Raw genomic sequence first — 17,967 nt, 5'->3', positions numbered from 1 at the left:
AGTAAAACTTGTTTTGACACTCAAACTACACAAGGAAAAGGATGGCAAGTGCCATCCTTTTTGACATACATTGAACTTTTACTGTTTTCAAGTTTCCTTCTTCGACTAACGAGCCAAAAATTTTAATCAACCTTTAACTTTATAGCTTTTGTAGCAATAAAAGTTTTAATATGCTTATCTAATATCCTTGTTCCACCAAAATCATCCTCGTAAAAACCCGTTATAACAAAACCAGCTTCAACTTGACCTTGGATTTGATCTTCTAGAGTATGTGCGTATTCTATTGTTTGATTTAAATTAATATAATCTTGAACTTCATCCTCTGGTAAATAATCCAATGTTGATGAAGGTATTGAATGTTTAACATCCAAAATACCTTTTTGTTCTTGGTTGTCATCAAAAATCCATAGTAAAGGATTTGTAAATCCAGAAATAAGAATACCTTTATTCTTTAAAACCCTTGAAATCTCATTCCATACAAGATGAACATCTTTTACAAACAAATTAGAAACAGGATTTACGACAATATCAAAATATTCATCTTCAAAATCACTAAGATCTGACATATCTCCTTGTACTGTTTTTAAAGTTAATCCATCCCGTTCCGCTACCATTTCATCTTGTTCCAATTGCTTCTTAGATATATCAGTAACTGTTACATCTGCTCCAGCAGCAGCCAGTACTGGTGCTTGTTGCCCTCCACCTGATGCTAAACAAAGTATCTTTAATCCCTCTAATGACTTTGGAAACCAATCTCTAGGAACTGATTTTTCTGTGGTGACTGTGATTTCCCATTCACCTGATTTACTTTTTTCAATAACCTCACTACTTACAGGTTGAGTGTATCTAGAACCTTCTTCAACCTTCTTATCCCATGCATTACTGTTTTGTTGTGTAATATCCATTATAATCATTCCTCCTAACTATCTAGTTGCATTTTAATTGTGACATTATTAACTATTTACACCCTTTTTCTATTAACCTGCCGATAGTTAATAAATAGTTTTCTATGTTTATTTTAACACATAAACATCCTATTTTTCTAAATATTTAAATTAATTGATTATATTGTAAAAAATGAGAATTGTTTCAGTTATAATAAAATATGAAAACAAAATAAAGGAAAAGAGGAATGATTATGCAACGAATGCCTTTTGAACGCCCTACTGATCATTATGATGAACGCTTATCTTCTATTGATGAAAAAATTTGCTCTTTATTAAAAGAACGGAAAGAACTTTCGAATGGGAATCCGGGTTTCCCACCAGATGAAGCCATTTCTAATTGGGCAAAGCAGAACGGGTTATATCCCGATTATTTAAATTCATTATTCTCATCTATGATGGACGAAGATGAGTTTAAACCTCGCGTCGAACCGACTAAGTTTAAAAAACATATACCCGTTTTAAAAACTTATGAACATAAAGAAACTGTGTATACTGTAACCTTTATTCGTCAATATTCTAACGCTAGTGTAATTAATTTATATAAGGAATGGGATCCAAAAAACAATACACTTAATGAGAATAATACACATAGCCTTGTTGAATTATCGATAAATGATACATACGATTGCTGGGCAGAAGGATGGACTGGAACAGATGGACATACAAGTTACCAATTCGTCATTTCTCCTGCTCTTCCTGATAACCCGTCTGGTATTAGCTTTTTATTTACAGAACGTAGTATGCCTTTTTCGGACAAGCATGAACGGCTTGAATTTGAAATTAAGTTAGATTAGATTAAAATAACGGACATATTATACGGTTAATATGTCCGTTATTTTTTGTTCTCTAGATTCACTAAAACCCACTCAATCACGATAATTGCCGAATGAATACGTTCCTTCGTATCCCCTAAGAACACTTTATTAAGCAAATCATCAAAATTAGTCGGTCTACTAGGTAATGCTTGAATATACCTTAAAGCAGATCCAGCTGGAGGTGTTGGTCTGTTATTAATAGCCCATATTCCCTCTAGCAATGTCCACATTGATGTGTGAACTATGTATGAAGCTTTTAACTCATCTTTTGCTTTCAAAGCAGCCTGAATTTTAATAAGCGAACTATGTAACCAATGAGAAATGCCTTTTACTTTATCACTAGAAACAGCATAATTTTCATAATTATGTTGAGCTATTTCCTTTAACCTTCTCAACTCACCGTTACTATCAAATAAAATTTCTCCTTCTAAAAAAGAGTATAATTCCATTGGATTATTTTTAAGGTTTAATTGAATTCTATTAAAATCTGCATACTTATATTCAATTAAAATACCTTCTCTCATTTCTGAATGAAAATCCTTCTTTTGTCCATTCTCTAAAAGAACATATACGTCTATATCGGATTCGGGGTATGCGTCACCTCTTGCGATAGATCCGATGAGCATTAACCCACTCACTTCATTCCTAGCGATATATTCATTTAGAATTTTATGTACTAACTCTTTATGGCTTTCATATGTAATAAATGAAAGATTTTCTAACATTTCTATCCTCCAAGTTATCGATCTATTCTTATAAGAATAGATCGATATTTCTCAGTTTCTAAAATAAGCAAACACCTTTTAAACGATATTGAATTATATTCTTTCTCATACATTTCCATTATACACACTGCTAATTTTACATACCGAGCTCTATTTTATTTTCACATACTTGTGAAATGCTTAGTCGCATTGCTTTCTATTAATTCTTTGTGCAATTGTGTGATCATCCTTTAGTTGCAGTAGATCCCATAAATTCCCGTATAAGTCCTTAAATACTGCAACAATTCCGTATGATTGCTCTTTCGGCTCTCTCACAAATTCTATTCCTCTTGAAATCATTTCATTATAATCTCTCCAAAAATCGTCAGTATTTAAGAAAAGAAATACTCTACCGCCTGATTGGTTACCAATAAAGGGCTCTTGCTCAGGTTTAGATGCCCTGGCTAGTAATATTGTTGTGCCGACTGAACCTGGAGGAGATACCACTACCCACCGTTTGTTTTCTTCTGGCTGATAAATATCTTCAACTAATGTGAAATTTAGTTTCTTTGTATAAAATTCTATTGCCTCATCATAGTCTTTTACTACTAATGCGATATGAACTATCGATTGAACCATTATTGTTCCTCCTAATCTTACTCACTGATCGAGTTTATATTATAACATTTCTAGTTTTAACTTATCCGTTAATTCTTCTTACATCACATGCGAATCATTCTCTTTATTCAATATAAATAACCATCTATCAGTAAGCAGATAGATGGTTATTTATTCGAAAGAATATAATTAAACAAATGTATTTTTACGACTGTTGATAAGCCGATTTCGATGATTTCACATAATAAACCCCGTGCTCAACCTTAATGATATGATCTGGTTTTGGCTTACCGCGGCCCGCTCTATGTCCAGCTAAGTGCTCTTCACTCGTTTCCCAGTTCTTCCATGCTTCTTCCGATTCCCACCGAATCATAACTACAACTTCTTCGTCTCCGCGTCTTACTTTTTTAACGAGAACACTTAAGTCGATGAATCCTTCAAATTTTTCAATAATGCCTTCTCCTGTGAAACGCTCTACAACTATATTAGATGTACCTTCTTTTACTGTAAATGTCTTCGTTTCGATAAACATATATTCCACTCCCTCTTTGTAATACGAATACTAGTATTCTTCTATTATAATTGATTATGATAATTGTTTTCAATTATAAAGTTTCAAATCTTTAGAATTATGCTGACTTCTCCTCAATCGCCTCATCTAAAAATTTGAAATACGGTAGCAATATCCCTATTAAAGAAGTGACACATATAATCAAACCAATGATAAAGTATAGTACTCTCACTCCCCACATTTCACTCAGTATGCCTCCTAATAACACCCCTAACGGCATAGCTGATCGTATGAAAAATAGTCGCACTGAAAATACTTTTCCTATCATATTGTTTGGGACTGTTTGTTGGCATATCGTCGTATTATGAACATTGAAAAATGAAATACAAATACCTGCAATTACTTCAATAATTACCGCAATTATAATACTGTGATTGAACCCTAAAGAAATGTATGTAAGGCCACCTATAAACAATCCTCCAAGCATAAGTATTCGCCGGCTTTTATATGTTACTTTTCCGACTAATATTGATCCAACTACATAGCCAAGTGGGAAACCTGCCATGAAGTAACCGTACTCCGCATATCCCGCTGACAGCTCATCTTTTATATAAGGTAGGTTTGTAACCATCGTTACCCCAACTCCAAATTGAACGAAAGTAAGAAATATACCGAGCCAAACGATTATTGGTTTTGTGAAAAAGTATGTAAAACCATGAAGAAACTGTTCTATCCACGTTTTTCGAATCTCTTGCTGTACCCTCTTTTCTTTTATGAAAAGCAATAATCCTCCGCTTATAAATAAACACATACATACGAAAGATAGCGTAAGTTCGATTCCAATAAATTTAATGACGATACCACCTATTACTGGCGCGAGAAACATCATAAGACGCGTCATTCCATCAATATACGCATTCGCGTCTTGAAGCTGCTCTTTACTTACAATGCTCGGTGTAATCGCTTGACTGGCGGGTGTATACAGCGGCGTAATGAGCCCTACTATAATTTGGACAACGTAAATGTGCCATACTTCTACACTGTTAGTAACTAGCATTACTAAAGGCAGTAAGAAAACAGAGGCCCGCATCCATTGCGAAAAAATCATAATCCACTTTCTGCTCCATTTATCAATATATGGCCCGCTTATAAGTTGTAGTATGAGCGACGGGATAAAATATAGTAACCACATGCTACTTAATGCTGTTTTTGATCCTGTTAATTCATAAACGAGAATTGAATTACATAACGTCCCGAAAGCCCCGCCTAATTCCGAAATTGCACTACCAATCCACATAAAAAAGAATGAACGATTTTTCAATACACTATTCACTATAGCTCACCAACTTTTCTATTAAATTCCTCCCTTTATGTACATTCTCGTTGTATATTATCTATTCAAAAATGCATCTAATTCTTTCGCTAAAGACTGCACTGCTTTCTTTCTCAATACATATTTTCCGTCTTGAATATCAACTAACTTTGCTGAACGTAACAATTTCAAATGATGATGTACTGTCGATTTTCCTAGTTGTAATCTTTCCGTTATTTCTTGCAGCGTACGCTCTTGTTCAAATAGTAGTTTTACAATACGAAGCCTTGCCTCGTCTCCGAGCGCCTTATGTTTATGAACTAAAAAATAACTCGGCTCATACGGATCTTCTGGATGTATACTTTCATTTGCGACTGGATAATGAAACACTTTCGTATCTTCAATATCAGCTTCTATGTTCCACGGTCTGTATGTAATTTGCGGGATAAGAAGTACGTGATGAACACTTGGCTCTGGCATATATGTAACGCCACCTGTTGCCCACTCTACAAACTCTTCCGGTTGCATCTTTTTATTCATTTCATTTTTCGCTTCATAATCTCGCTCTAGTATAGAAACAATTTTTTCTGCCTCTTTTTTAACAACACTGTCATACCACCCTGTCATAACGGCAATTAAATGCGTTTTTAGTTCACGCACATCGGCATGACATACAAACTCTATATACGTAGAGAAAAACTGATGATCATGTGTCAGTTCCTTTAGTTCGTGTATTACAGATGCTTCTCCGCTTGCGGCTAAACGTCTTTTTTCTTGATGGATTTCTCCTAAAAACGGTAAACACACATATTTAAAATCTACTTCCGATAACGAATTGATATTATGAATAAACTGAGTTAAATCCGTAAAATCTCCATCATACAGTAACTGTAGCAACGCTTTCCACGTATTATGCCTCTCGACAAATTGTAAATGTTCTATCATTTCATGAGGTAACGATTTTCTAATTTCTTCCCATTCACTTTGAGTCTTTTCAAGAGTATCGATTAACCTCTTATGAGTAATTGCCGCAATGCCAAGTGCACATTCGAAAAGTATCGAATACTTCATTTGAACGTTGTACGTTTCCCTCTTTCTACTCGTTACGTGAAAGACTTCCATTTTATCCCCTCCTTATTTGCTATGTATTAAATTCTATATTTATCGAATTATACCTTCTAATTTTTTATAATTTCAAAACTTTCTGAAACTTTATATTGCTACAAGTTTTTAAATTTAAGCTATAGTTAATTTTCCTGTTCAACTATGAGGCAGGTTTATTGAAGAGAAAGGAGAATTTATTACGTTTATAAAAATGATTTTGAAAGCATAAGTTTATTTCTGCAATTACTACAACGGCGCCGTATTGTTCTTTTAGAAACTTCCAAACATCAATCAGATGATAAGTAGGTACGTTTCTACCTAATTTATCTAACACTTATTGTTGGTCTATCTCATAGTTAAGGAGGCTATACGAATGGGTAAAAAAGAAATATTACAAAATGGGATCAAGCAAGTTTTTTACGAAGAAGAATGGTATCCACCGATATCAGAAGCGTTAAAGAATCTTACTGCTGCACAAGCATGTTGGCACCCAGAAGGAAAGGCCAGTAATACGATTTGGGAAAATGCAAACCATTTACTAACCTTTAAAGAGCGTTTACTTTCCCGCTTACATCAGGATGACACATTTGTTGCTCCACAAAATAATGATGACACGTTTGTCCAAGGTGGACCTAATGATGATGAAGCGTGGCAACAAATAGTGAAGCGAACGCTTCAAGTACATGATGCCTTACAATCTTCATTAACATCCCTTCAAGAAACAGAACTGGATCAACCAAGTCCTTCTCTACCAGTTTGGCAACAATATCTGAATATCCTATTGCATGATGCTTATCATACAGGTCAAATTATACAACTTCGTAAACTCCAAGGTTCATGGCCATCTCATCGTTCATATTTATAAGCAATGGTTAAAGATGATAGACAAGCATATGATTCTACATTTAGCAGAATAAGTACAAAAAAAGCAAATGAGATTCTAACTCTCATTTGCCTTTTTGCATGCTGGAGAAACGTCCTGCAATGATTTATTAAGCTTAATTAAAATTCAACAAAGAATGTTCAATGGATAAAGTAAAACTTTAATTAGGCATTTACGGGCCATTATCTCCCGCCTAACTTCCTCGCATTCGCCGCTTATCAATTCATCTGCGCATCGTTCAATATCCCAATTATTTCACTTAACATTTCTTCTGTAAAAGCACCTGCGCTAAAGTTCACTACTGCTCGTAATGGCATATAGTTCAGCATAGCGTCCATCATTTCAGATGCATCACTATCCCCTTCAGTCATACTACCAAACGGACTGTCTTTTAATGCTTTTTCCATAAGCCCTTTTGCGATTGGTGCTAAGATTGGGTCTGTAAATATGTCCCCAAGTAACGTATTACGATGCACTGGTTTTTGAGTTATAGTCGTTGATTGAACATACATGCTATCATGTAAAACGATCTCTTTTGAAGACTTTCCTACTAAAATCTCAAATTCACCTGTTTCAACATGCCAGTCCTTTAATTCAACATTATAATAAGCAAATGATCTTTTATTTAAAGTAAAGCTAACCGTTTTTTCTTCTCCCGGTTGCAATTCTACTTTTTCAAATCCTTTTAGCTCTTTTTCAGGACGAGTCATACTGCTTTCAACATCTTTTATATAAAGCTGAACAATTTCTTTCCCTGCTCTACTACCAGTATTTTTCACGTTAATACTGACAGAAACAGTCTCCGTATCCGTTATTTCTTTCTTATTTATTGAAAGATTACTATACTCAAAATTTGTATAGCTTAACCCAAAACCAAATGGGAACAACGGTTCAATATTTTTCGCATCGTAGTAACGGTATCCGACGAACACACCTTCTTTGTATTCCACTTTGTCCCCTTCACCAGGGAAGTTTAAGTAAGAAGGATTATCGCTTAACACTTTCGGGAATGTTTCCGCTAATTTCCCGCTTGGATTCGCATCACCAAATAATATATCGGCAATCGCCCCGCCTAATGCTTGGCCACCTAAATAGCCTTCAAGTATTCCTTTTACTTTACCTATCCATGGCATTTCAATTGGAGCACCGTTACTTAAAACTACAACGATATTACTTTGAACTTCAGCGATAGCCTCAATTAATTGCACATGATTTTCTGGCATTTGTAAATGTTTTCGATCAAAACCTTCAGATTCATAACGATCTGGAAGTCCAACAAAAAGGACCGCTGTATCTGCTCGCTCTGCTATTTTTTTCGCTTCATTAACCATGCTTTCATTTACATCATCACTGGCAATGTCATAGCCTTGGGCAAATAATATGTTCGTTTTTTCACCTGATACCGTTTCAATTTCTTCGAGAATACTTTCAAGATTTGTTGGATTGATATGGGAGCTTCCGCCACCTTGAAAACGTGGTTGCTTTGCAAATCCTCCAATTACTGCTACCGTTCCCTCTTTTTTCAGCGGAAGAATGGAAGCTTCATTTTGTAACATAACCATACTTTCACTTGCAACTTCTCTTGCAAGCTGATGATGCGCGTCCTTACTATACGCAGCGTTTTCTAATTGGTTATCATAAGCTTTAAAAATAATGTATAGAAGACGCTCTGCCGCTTGATCAAGCTTTTCTACAGATAGCTTACCACAGTTAACTGCGTCGACAATTTTCTTCTCACCAATTCCAAAGCTTGAAGGCATTTCTAACTCCAAACCGTTAGCTAAACTTGCAACACGCTCATTTACTGCACCCCAATCAGAAACGACAAAACCTTCAAATCCCCATTCATCTTTTAAAATATCATTTAATAAATAGTTATTTTCCGAAGCGTATTCACCATTTACCTTGTTGTATGCGCTCATTACTGTCCAAGGCTGTGCCTCCTTAATGACATATTCAAAGCTAGCAAGATAGATTTCACGCAATGTTCTTTCATCAACAATTGCATCTACAGACATTCTGCGATGCTCCTGATTATTAGCAGCGAAATGTTTTAATGACGTTCCAACCCCTTGACTTTGTACGCCTTTAACATGGTTTGCAGCCATTTGTGATGATAAATACGGGTCCTCTGAAAAATATTCAAAGTTTCTTCCGCATAGCGGCGAACGTTTAATATTTGCACCTGGTCCAAGGAGAACTCCTACATTTTCAGCCTGACATTCTTCTCCTAATGCAACTCCTACTTGTTTTATTAATTCTTTATTCCATGTACTAGCTAATCCTACTGCTGATGGGAAACAAGTCGATGGAATACTGTTATAAATCCCTAAGTGATCTGCTCCCTCTGCCTGTTTTCTAAGGCCGTGTGGTCCATCAGTTACCATAATTGAAGGAATTCCTAATCGCTCAATCCCTTTTGTATTCCAAAAGTCTAATCCAGAACATAGACTTGCCTTTTCTTCTAATGTCATTTGTGAAATGATTTTCTTAATATCCCTTTTCATGATAGCCCTCCTAAAAAATAATTAAGTAAACGCTTTCTTAATGTTATTATAGTTATTATTTTTTAGATATTATGGTATATTTTTTAGAATAATGGTAAAAATTTCAACTTATTATATTTATGGTTATACCGTACTCTCTTTCGCTCTTATTTTAAAACCTTTGCTTAGGAGAGGATTTTAACTTGTACATATATAGGCCAATGTTTAAAGAATAGAGGTTAAAATAATGAATTGCTCCAAACTTGAAGATTTATATTATATTTGTAAGTTGGTCTTTGACATACATAAAACACCTATCTTTTTCATTGATAACAAAGGGGATTTGGCATTTGAAATCTCGCCCCATTTTCAGCATAACCCATTGTATTCTTCAAAAGAGGTGTTACTTAATCAAGTATTTAGAGAAAATCCTCCCTATACTTTTCCAGTACTTGAAGAGACTGCCTTTCTTGAAAATTTTTTCTCAATTAACTTACGTTTAAACGATCAACTTAGCGGGAATATCCTCGTTGGACCAGTCCTTTATTCCAGGTTATCAGAAACTTCAATTAAAGGAATCGTTAATGATCTTCAACTAAAAATAGACAAAGAGGAAATGATTCGCTATTATCAATCTCTCCCTGTTTTAAGCAATTTGCAATTTTTAAATATAAGCATGGTTCTTTATTACATGCTGTATCAACAAAAATTAGACATTGCTGATATTTTGCAAAAAAATATACTGTTAAAAAAGGATGATTTTGAAATTGAACAGCCCGCTATACATATATCGGAGCAACGTCAAAGTACACTAACTCATATCGATCCACTAGTTGAAAGGAAAATATTTGAGTGTATTAAAGAAGGAAAAAAGGATGATTTAATTAAAAATCTAAGAAAATTACCTGAATCAGGAGATCTTGGGGTGTTGTCAAAAACAAGCCACCTGCGAAGCCAGAAAAATTCTGCCATCGCAGCAATTACACTTGCGACAAGGTCGGCTATAGATGGCGGACTATTCCCTGAAATTGCATATACCCTCAGTGATTTATTAATTCAAAAACTCGAAGAAATAAAAAAAAGTGAAGCCATTTCCCCATTTTTAGAGAATGCTTTACTTGAGTTCTCAGAACAAGTTAAAAACGGGAAAATGCAAAAACATTTAAAGCCTATAAACATATGTCAAAATTATATATTTACTCATCTTTACGAAGATATTACACTATCCCATCTAGCAGAAATAGTCGCATTAAATCCTAGTTATCTATCTTCCCTTTTCAAAAAAGAGGTTGGAATTTCATTAGGCGAATATATTCAGCGCGCTAAGATAGATGAGTCAAAAAGCTTAATGACCTATACAAAACATTCTATATCAGAAATCTCCACACTATTAAATTTCCATGACCAAAGTTATTTTACAAAGGTCTTTAAAAAACATACTGGTATTTCACCTAAACAATTTAAAAATGGATACAGTTATTAGTTTAGAAAATTTCATCATACTTCCAATAATTGTTGTCCTTCGTTCTACCAATAGATTTATTTTGTTGCTTTACATTATTAATACATATCCTTTATAAAGCGAAAAAACATTAATTTTTAGTACATAAATTGAAATAGACTAATCCCAAACATAATTTACATTCTTCATAACTTCTGATCATAATCCAAATTTGGAAGAATAGGGGCTTTTTTATATACAAATAATAAGCCTCAAGGAGTTGTTGACATGCATTTCATATTAAATATGTTAGGGATTTTCGTTGTAATATTAATCGTTTTCCTATGTTCGCCTAATAAAAGAAAAATAAAATGGAGACCCATCGTTATTCTAATAATATTGGAGCTTTTTATTACGTGGTTTATGTTAGGCACGAAATTGGGCAGTATTATCATTAATAAAATTGCGTCATTTTTCAGTTGGCTACTATCATGTGCGAATGAAGGAATTCGATTTGTATTTCCTTCAGCTATGGAAAATCAAACAGTTGATTTCTTCTTTAGCGCCTTACTTCCTATCATTTTTGTTATCACTTTCTTTGATATTCTTTCGTATTTTGGAATCTTAACTTGGATTATTGATAAAGTTGGTGCAATCATTTCAAAGATTTCTCGTTTACCAAAGTTAGAAAGCTTCTTTTCCATTCAAATGATGTTTTTAGGAAATACGGAAGCACTTGCAGTTGTTCGTGATCAATTATCTGTGTTAAAAGAAAATCGTTTGTTGACTTTTGGAATTATGAGTATGAGTAGCGTCAGCGGATCCATTCTTGGTGCTTATCTATCAATGGTTCCAGCAACATATATTTTCAGCGCTATTCCTTTAAACTGTATTAATGCATTAATCTTGGCTAATGTTTTAAATCCTGTAGAAGTTACTAAAGAAGAGGATGTTATTTATTCACCTTCAAAAAATGAAAAAAAAGATTTCTTTTCTACTATTTCAAACAGTATGTTAGTTGGGATGAATATGGTTATTGTTATTTTAGCGATGGTAATTGGCTATGTAGCATTAACAGCATGTTTAAATGGTATTTTAAGCTTTTTTGTAGCAGGGTTAACAATTCAAAAAATCTTCTCGATTATCTTTAGTCCCTTCGCTTTTTTACTCGGTTTATCAGGAAAAGATGCTATGTATGTAGCTGAATTAATGGGGATAAAAATAACAACGAATGAATTTGTTGCAATGATGGATTTAAAATCAAACCTAAAATCTTTACAACCACATACAATTGCAGTTGCAACTACATTTCTAGCTTCTTTTGCAAACTTTAGTACAGTAGGTATGATTTATGGAACATACAATTCTTTATTTGGTGGGGAAAAATCATCAATAATCGGTAAAAATGTTTGGAAGCTTCTTGTTAGCGGAATGGCTGTTTCCTTATTAAGTGCTATGCTTGTGGGGCTTTTTGTATGGTAAATGAATAATTGTAATAAGATGAAGACACTTAAACTGAATTGGGTGTCTTCATCTTATTACTTGTTCTTTTATAATTTTTATCTTCGAATTTGTCCATTTCCACGAATCACATATTTTGTGGAAGTTAATGCAGGAAGCCCCATTGGTCCCCTTACATGTAGTTTTTGCGTACTGATGCCAATTTCTGCGCCGAAGCCGAATTCAGATCCATCTGTAAAACGAGTCGATGCATTATGGTAGAGTGCTGCGGCATCAACAGATGTGAAAAACTTGCTGACATTTCCCTCGTTCTCTGTAATAATCGCTTCGGAATGCATGGATCCATACGTATTTATGTGATGAATCGCTTCTTCCGCAGATGAAACCACTTTGACTGCTAGCGTGAGAGATAAAAACTCTGTTTCCCAGTCTTCTTCTGAAGCTAATGCAATAGAAGAATCAATTGCCAATGCTTTATTATCACCACGTAGCTCCACGCCTCTTTCCTTCAAGGAAGAAAACAGCTCGCTACCAAATTGCTGCGCCCACTTCTCATGAAGAATAATCGTTTCAATTGCATTACATACAGATGGACGCTGCGTTTTTGCGTTTATAATAATATCAAATGCCATTTGTTTATCCGCTGTTTCATCAATGAAAATATGACAATTTCCCGCACCTGTTTCAAGTACTGGAACAGATGCTTCTCTCACTACAGTATCTATTAACTGCTTGCCGCCTCTTGGGATAAGAACATCTAAGTACTCATTCAATGTAAACAACTGCTTTGCACTATCTCGCGTTGTATCTTCTATGAGCTGTACACTTTCTGGAGGCAAGCTTGTTTGTTTGAGCGCTCGGTGAATAACGCTAACGATGGCTTTGTTAGAATTGATAGCAGAAGAACTACCACGTAATATGACTGCGTTTCCTGTTTTCAAACAAATTGTAGCAGCATCTACCGTTACATTCGGTCTTGCCTCGTAAATCATTCCGACAACACCAAGTGGTACACGCATTTCCTGAATAGATAATCCATTTGGTCGCTCCCATGCACTTACACATTCTCCAACAGGATCGCGTAATTCAATTAACTGCTTAATCCCCTCTGCCATATCAATAATACGCTGTTCATTGAGCATAAGACGATCAAGAAGAGAATCGGAAAATCCTTTTGCCTTCCCTTCTTCAATATCCCGTTTGTTTTCCTCTAAAATATAAGCTGTTTCTACTATCATCTGATCAGCAATCGCAGCAAGTGCTTCGTTTTTTTGATTTGTAGATTTAAGTACAAGTTCTCTAGCAATTTCTTTCGCCTTTTTCCCCTTTGCCACCACTTCATTCATTTTTATTTCCTCCTTTTAAAAAGTTAATAAGTAAAAATTCAAGACCCGTTTATCTCCACCAACTAATTGTTTCCCGCCTATGGAATTAAAGAATTTGAGCAGTGGACTCTGCCCTCGCTATTCTTAAAATGAAACCCAATGATCCCTATGGATGACTTCATAATTATGCCTTTCGCCTCTTGCTTGAATATCTTGGCTTTGCATACCTTTTAAATTCCTTAGTTCCTCTGCGCTATATGTGCATTGTCCTTTTCCTATTACGCGCCCTTGTTGCGTAATTACTTCCACAACTTCATCCACTTGGAAAAATCCAGACACACTAGTAACACCAGCAGGAAGTAAACTCTTTCCATGTTGAATGATGGCAGTGGCTGCCCCCGCATCTACTTCAATTTGTCCGCTAACAAGCGAATGCAAGGCGATCCATTGCTTGTTCATCTTAATCACTTTTTGAGGAGCATTCCCGATATATGTTCCATCACCTTTGCCCTTCATAACATCTAAAAACTTCTCCTGTCCACATCCCGTTCCGATAAATACACTCACTCCAAGAGATAGTGCCGTCTTTGCAGCATCGATTTTTGATTTCATACCGCCAGTCCCAAGTTTTGAGCCAGCATCTCCTGCAAGAGAAGCAATTTCTTCCGTTACCTCAGGAAGGAAATGATATTTTTTCGCATCCGCATTTTTCTGAGGATTTTGGTCATATAAACCGTTCACATCGGTAAAAATCATGAGCATATCTGCCGAAACAAGTCCGCTTACTAAAGCTGACAGCATATCATTATCACCGAACGTCAGCTCTTCTAAAGAAATGGAATCATTTTCATTGATTATTGGAAGAGCGGAACGGTTTAGTAGCTCTCCTAAAGTAGCGTAAGCGTTACTGTATTGTTCTTTTCTAGAAAAATCACTTCTCGTTAGTAAAAGTTGTGCAGTAACGATACCATATTTACGGAATTCCTCCGTGTATGCCTGCATTAATAAACTTTGTCCGACAGCAGCAGCAGCCTGTTTCCCTTTAATTGTAACAGGTCTACTAGAATACCCTAGAGCAGAAAAACCTGCAGCGACTGCCCCGGATGTAATTAGTAAAACTTCATGCCCTTCCTCTTTCAATCGTGCCAATGCAGCAACGTGATCTGAAAGTTGTTCTTTAGAGATGCCTCCGTGACTATCTGCCAAGGAACTACTCCCAATCTTTACAACAATTCGTTGTTTTTTCACTTTTGTATCCCCCAAGTCTAAAATCAAAATTTTTTATAAATTTCACTTCTATTCATACAGCTTACAGCGGCTTCTATTCTTATCAGTGCTGCACCTAGCCTATTAAAGAGCAAAATAAAAATGACCGCTTCGCCCTTAATAAAATAAAAAGGACGAAACGGTCATTGTTCCGCGGTACCACCTTAATTGATATACATAGATATCCACTTGGCGCCTATAACGCAGGCGTACGCCTAAACTTTCATTTAAGACTCGGGGATAGGTTCGATACATTCTATACGAGGAATCTTTCAGCCGGTGAATTCCACTCTCTTTCGTAAGAAGACATATGTACTATTTCCCTTCAACGATTTTCCATTTGATTTTTTATATTATGCTATATATTTCGTTTTTGTGTCAAGAGGTATTTTGCAAAATGAATAGAGCGATAAGCTTTAAGTATGAAATTATGTACACACTTATGAATATCACCATATCTAGAAAAAGTTGATATAACTATACCTATTCTCCAACATGCTTTTAAACGTTACCAAATAGTAAATAACATAAAATATTAAATAATTGAGAATGCACTTGTTTAGTACAGAATAAAATTGATTTCTTTATTTTTTGTATTGCAAAAAATAACGTATTCTCTTAGAATGTTTCTTTATATTGCACTTGGATGTTATTGTTATTTTAGAATAATAATTTGAAACCGATATAATTTATGATAAAAGGAGCCAGATTGAGTTATTATGGATAAACAAATTGGATTCATCGGATGCGGAAATATGGGAATGGCTATGATTGGCGGGATGATAAACAAAAATATAGTGTCTTCAAATAAAATCATTTGTTCAGATTTAAACACTACGAATTTAAAAAATGCTAGTGAAAAATATGGGCTAACTACAACAACTGACAACAATGAAGTAGCTAAAAATGCTGATATTTTAATTTTATCAATTAAACCAGACCTATACGCATCAATAATTAACGAAATAAAAGAAGTGATAAAAAACGATGTTATCGTCGTAACGATCGCTGCAGGGAAAAGCATTAAAAGTACTGAAGATGCTTTTGATAAAAAGTTGAAGGTTGTACGAGTAATGCCTAATACACCTGCTCTTGTTGGAGAAGGAATGTCTGCGCTATGTCCTAATGAAATGGTGACAGAAAAAGATTTAGAAGATGTATTAATCCTTTTCAATAGTTTTGGTCAAACGGAGATCGTAAGTGAAAAATTAATGGATGTTGTAACATCTGTAAGTGGTTCTTCGCCAGCATATGTATATATGATTATAGAAGCAATGGCAGATGCAGCTGTATTAGATGGTATGCCAAGAAATCAAGCATATAAATTCGCAGCTCAAGCTGTGTTAGGCTCTGCAAAAATGGTACTAGAAACAGGAATGCATCCAGGTGCATTGAAAGATATGGTTTGTTCCCCTGGCGGAACAACTATAGAAGCTGTAGCAACATTAGAGGAAAAAGGCTTACGAACAGCCATCATTTCAGCTATGCAGCGTTGTACGCAAAAGTCTGTTGAACTATCCGGTCAAACTAAAAAGTAACAACTGCAAAAAAGACCAGATTAGCTGAATACACAAATCTTTAAACAGCTTTACACTTTATGCACATGTGGTTTACATACTCCCCTGTTTCCACTAAAAGATAAACGGACAAATTCATGAATAATTGAGTTTGTCCGTTTATCATTTTATTATCTCGAAATAACTTCATAACTCTTATTGTTATTTGTTTTGCAGATTAAGATACTTTTGGTATTACGTTTACATCATTTCCTGTCTATTGAAATATTCTCAGAGACGAAGCATGATATTCATTAAAAAAGTTGTGGTATCAAACGCTTCACATTGTTAACATAACATATTTACTGTCTCCTTTATTAATGCCTGTTTCCTAATCCTCCGCAATTACAATTTAAATCATTTAAGTTTTCTCCATATCGTGCATCTACTAGTTAAACAAAAACTCCCCTTAAATCGAAAATGATTAAGGGGAGTCAGTCATATTTGATGAAGTTATAGTTCTGATTTTACTGGAATAGAAACATTGTTTTTCACTAATTTTTTGACGTCTTTAAAGCTAACAAAATTGTTATTTTGCTCATCCCATAGACGGAAACGGATTGACCGCAAGCTTGTAGCAAGAGTAATCGTTGGTACATTTTTTAAAGGAAGCGTATTATTGTGTGCCTCTTCTAGTTTATAGTTAGGTACTCTTGGACTTAAATGGTGAACATGATGATACCCAATATTACCAGTTAGAAATTGCAGGATTTTGGGAAGTTTATAAAACGAACTTCCTTCCACTGCCGCTTTCACATATTCCCACTCTTTATCTTCTTCAAAATAAGAATCCTCGAATGTGTGCTGTACGTAAAACAGCCAAATACCTATTGAACCTGCTATTAAGAATATGGAACCATGTACTAAAAGAAACGATTGCCATCCGAGTGTCCAGCAAAGTAACCCTACTAACGCAACGATTAAAACATTCGTCAAATAGGTATTCATGCGTTCCTTCTTTCTAGCACCTTTTCTGTTAAATCTATTTTTAAGTAGGAAAACATAAATCGGACCTAACCCAAACATAACCAATGGATTGCGATATAAACGATATGCTAAACGGAGTCTAAATGGCGCTGCCAAATATTCATTCACTGTAAGTGTCCAAATATCTCCTGTACCTCGCTTATCCAAATTACCACTTGTAGCGTGATGAACGGAATGCTCATGCCCCCATTGATCAAACGGGAATAAAGTTAAAACACCCATACATGTCCCTACTATTCTATTTACACGACGGCTTTTAAAGAAAGAATGATGGGTACAATCATGAAAAATAATGAAAACCCGTGTCATAAATCCCGCGGCTAACACAGCTGGAACTAATGCTAACCAATAAGAAACGGACAAACTTTTATAAGCAAGGTACCATAAGATAATAAATGGCACTACCGTATTGATGATTTGCCAAACACTTTTTTTTGCCGTTGATTTTTCAAAAGGAGCAACTTGTTTTTTTAAATTTTTAGTATTTTGTAAGGTCATTTTTTCTAATTCCTTTCCTTTATGTTGCTAATTCGTATTATAACACATTATTA

At 35.0% G+C, this 17,967-nt stretch carries 15 protein-coding genes and 1 other annotated feature; of the genes, 5 read left to right on the top strand and 10 right to left on the bottom strand.

The genetic code is table 11. From position 1 onward, the window contains the following. Positions 1-122: 122 nt before the first annotated feature. Positions 123-905, bottom strand: coding sequence for a class I SAM-dependent methyltransferase (locus AC1DS7_RS11990; RefSeq protein ID WP_002032845.1), 783 nt, complete (start codon positions 903-905; stop codon positions 123-125). 233 nt (positions 906-1,138) lie between these two features. Here AC1DS7_RS11990 and AC1DS7_RS11985 point away from each other — a divergent pair, with 233 nt between their 5' ends. Beyond that, complete coding sequence (locus AC1DS7_RS11985) at positions 1,139-1,741, top strand: chorismate mutase (protein ID WP_012261172.1); 603 nt, start codon at positions 1,139-1,141, stop codon at positions 1,739-1,741. Positions 1,742-1,779: 38 nt separating this feature from the next. Here AC1DS7_RS11985 and AC1DS7_RS11980 read toward each other — a convergent pair whose 3' ends face one another. The 5 genes from AC1DS7_RS11980 to AC1DS7_RS11960 all read right to left on the bottom strand — a co-directional run bounded on the left by AC1DS7_RS11980 (position 1,780) and on the right by AC1DS7_RS11960 (position 6,029). After that, the gene (locus AC1DS7_RS11980) at positions 1,780-2,487 is read right to left on the bottom strand and encodes a nucleotidyltransferase domain-containing protein (protein WP_002032849.1); all 708 of its coding nucleotides are present in this window, start codon (positions 2,485-2,487) and stop codon (positions 1,780-1,782) included. A gap of 180 nt (positions 2,488-2,667) precedes the next feature. After that, complete coding sequence (locus AC1DS7_RS11975; protein WP_002032851.1) at positions 2,668-3,105, bottom strand: VOC family protein; 438 nt, start codon at positions 3,103-3,105, stop codon at positions 2,668-2,670. 184 nt (positions 3,106-3,289) lie between these two features. Further along, positions 3,290-3,616, bottom strand: coding sequence for a heme-degrading monooxygenase HmoA (gene hmoA, locus AC1DS7_RS11970; RefSeq protein ID WP_000469495.1), 327 nt, complete (start codon positions 3,614-3,616; stop codon positions 3,290-3,292). A 97-nt stretch (positions 3,617-3,713) separates the two neighbouring features. Continuing rightward, on the bottom strand, positions 3,714-4,928 hold the full coding sequence (locus tag AC1DS7_RS11965; protein WP_002032855.1) for an MFS transporter: 1,215 nt from the start codon (positions 4,926-4,928) through the stop codon (positions 3,714-3,716). Positions 4,929-4,985: 57 nt separating this feature from the next. Continuing rightward, positions 4,986-6,029 (bottom strand): ArsR/SmtB family transcription factor, encoded by a 1,044-nt coding sequence (locus tag AC1DS7_RS11960; RefSeq protein WP_002032857.1) that lies wholly within the window; start codon positions 6,027-6,029, stop codon positions 4,986-4,988. A gap of 355 nt (positions 6,030-6,384) precedes the next feature. On the opposite strand from AC1DS7_RS11960, the gene AC1DS7_RS11955 reads away from it, so the two are divergent. Next, on the top strand, positions 6,385-6,876 hold the full coding sequence (locus AC1DS7_RS11955) for a DinB family protein (RefSeq protein ID WP_002032859.1): 492 nt from the start codon (positions 6,385-6,387) through the stop codon (positions 6,874-6,876). A 236-nt stretch (positions 6,877-7,112) separates the two neighbouring features. Here the strand turns inward: AC1DS7_RS11955 and AC1DS7_RS11950 are convergent, their stop codons facing one another. After that, positions 7,113-9,401, bottom strand: coding sequence for a glycoside hydrolase family 3 C-terminal domain-containing protein (locus tag AC1DS7_RS11950; protein ID WP_476998993.1), 2,289 nt, complete (start codon positions 9,399-9,401; stop codon positions 7,113-7,115). A 226-nt stretch (positions 9,402-9,627) separates the two neighbouring features. Here AC1DS7_RS11950 and AC1DS7_RS11945 point away from each other — a divergent pair, with 226 nt between their 5' ends. Together AC1DS7_RS11945 and AC1DS7_RS11940 are read left to right on the top strand one after the other, a co-directional pair. Further along, complete coding sequence (locus AC1DS7_RS11945; RefSeq protein ID WP_012261174.1) at positions 9,628-10,863, top strand: helix-turn-helix domain-containing protein; 1,236 nt, start codon at positions 9,628-9,630, stop codon at positions 10,861-10,863. A gap of 246 nt (positions 10,864-11,109) precedes the next feature. After that, positions 11,110-12,303 (top strand): NupC/NupG family nucleoside CNT transporter, encoded by a 1,194-nt coding sequence (locus tag AC1DS7_RS11940; RefSeq protein ID WP_002190002.1) that lies wholly within the window; start codon positions 11,110-11,112, stop codon positions 12,301-12,303. Positions 12,304-12,380: 77 nt separating this feature from the next. On the opposite strand, the gene AC1DS7_RS11935 is transcribed toward AC1DS7_RS11940, so the two are convergent. Both AC1DS7_RS11935 and proB read right to left on the bottom strand, forming a co-directional pair. Next, positions 12,381-13,628 (bottom strand): glutamate-5-semialdehyde dehydrogenase, encoded by a 1,248-nt coding sequence (locus AC1DS7_RS11935; protein WP_476998992.1) that lies wholly within the window; start codon positions 13,626-13,628, stop codon positions 12,381-12,383. 123 nt (positions 13,629-13,751) lie between these two features. Further along, positions 13,752-14,855, bottom strand: coding sequence for a glutamate 5-kinase (gene proB, locus AC1DS7_RS11930; RefSeq protein ID WP_016101159.1), 1,104 nt, complete (start codon positions 14,853-14,855; stop codon positions 13,752-13,754). Positions 14,856-15,000: 145 nt separating this feature from the next. Then, positions 15,001-15,211 (bottom strand) — a binding site (T-box leader). Between the two features lie 381 nt (positions 15,212-15,592). On the opposite strand from proB, the gene proC reads away from it, so the two are divergent. Then, the gene (proC, locus tag AC1DS7_RS11925; protein WP_256485758.1) at positions 15,593-16,411 is read left to right on the top strand and encodes a pyrroline-5-carboxylate reductase; all 819 of its coding nucleotides are present in this window, start codon (positions 15,593-15,595) and stop codon (positions 16,409-16,411) included. 471 nt (positions 16,412-16,882) lie between these two features. On the opposite strand, the gene desA is transcribed toward proC, so the two are convergent. After that, positions 16,883-17,914: a Delta(5) desaturase DesA gene (desA, locus tag AC1DS7_RS11920; protein ID WP_113769241.1), complete on the bottom strand. Its 1,032-nt coding sequence runs from the start codon at positions 17,912-17,914 to the stop codon at positions 16,883-16,885. Between the last annotated feature and the right edge of the window lie 53 nt (positions 17,915-17,967).

The organism is Bacillus sp. P4_E1 (assembly GCF_056401715.1).
The sequence above is the reverse complement of the archived record's forward strand: the minus strand, read 5'-3'. Positions and strand labels throughout refer to the sequence as shown.

Bases quoted from the DNA above. Each gene is read 5' to 3' on its own strand.
- AC1DS7_RS11990 (WP_002032845.1), bottom strand. From the start codon at position 905: ATGGATATTACACAACAAAACAGTAATGCATGGGATAAGAAGGTTGAA.
- AC1DS7_RS11985 (WP_012261172.1), top strand. From the start codon at position 1,139: ATGCAACGAATGCCTTTTGAACGCCCTACTGATCATTATGATGAACGC.
- AC1DS7_RS11980 (WP_002032849.1), bottom strand. From the start codon at position 2,487: ATGTTAGAAAATCTTTCATTTATTACATATGAAAGCCATAAAGAGTTA.
- AC1DS7_RS11975 (WP_002032851.1), bottom strand. From the start codon at position 3,105: ATGGTTCAATCGATAGTTCATATCGCATTAGTAGTAAAAGACTATGAT.
- hmoA (WP_000469495.1), bottom strand. From the start codon at position 3,616: ATGTTTATCGAAACGAAGACATTTACAGTAAAAGAAGGTACATCTAAT.
- AC1DS7_RS11960 (WP_002032857.1), bottom strand. From the start codon at position 6,029: ATGGAAGTCTTTCACGTAACGAGTAGAAAGAGGGAAACGTACAACGTT.
- AC1DS7_RS11955 (WP_002032859.1), top strand. From the start codon at position 6,385: ATGGGTAAAAAAGAAATATTACAAAATGGGATCAAGCAAGTTTTTTAC.
- AC1DS7_RS11950 (WP_476998993.1), bottom strand. From the start codon at position 9,401: ATGAAAAGGGATATTAAGAAAATCATTTCACAAATGACATTAGAAGAA.
- AC1DS7_RS11945 (WP_012261174.1), top strand. From the start codon at position 9,628: ATGAATTGCTCCAAACTTGAAGATTTATATTATATTTGTAAGTTGGTC.
- AC1DS7_RS11940 (WP_002190002.1), top strand. From the start codon at position 11,110: ATGCATTTCATATTAAATATGTTAGGGATTTTCGTTGTAATATTAATC.
- AC1DS7_RS11935 (WP_476998992.1), bottom strand. From the start codon at position 13,628: ATGAATGAAGTGGTGGCAAAGGGGAAAAAGGCGAAAGAAATTGCTAGA.
- proC (WP_256485758.1), top strand. From the start codon at position 15,593: ATGGATAAACAAATTGGATTCATCGGATGCGGAAATATGGGAATGGCT.
- desA (WP_113769241.1), bottom strand. From the start codon at position 17,914: ATGACCTTACAAAATACTAAAAATTTAAAAAAACAAGTTGCTCCTTTT.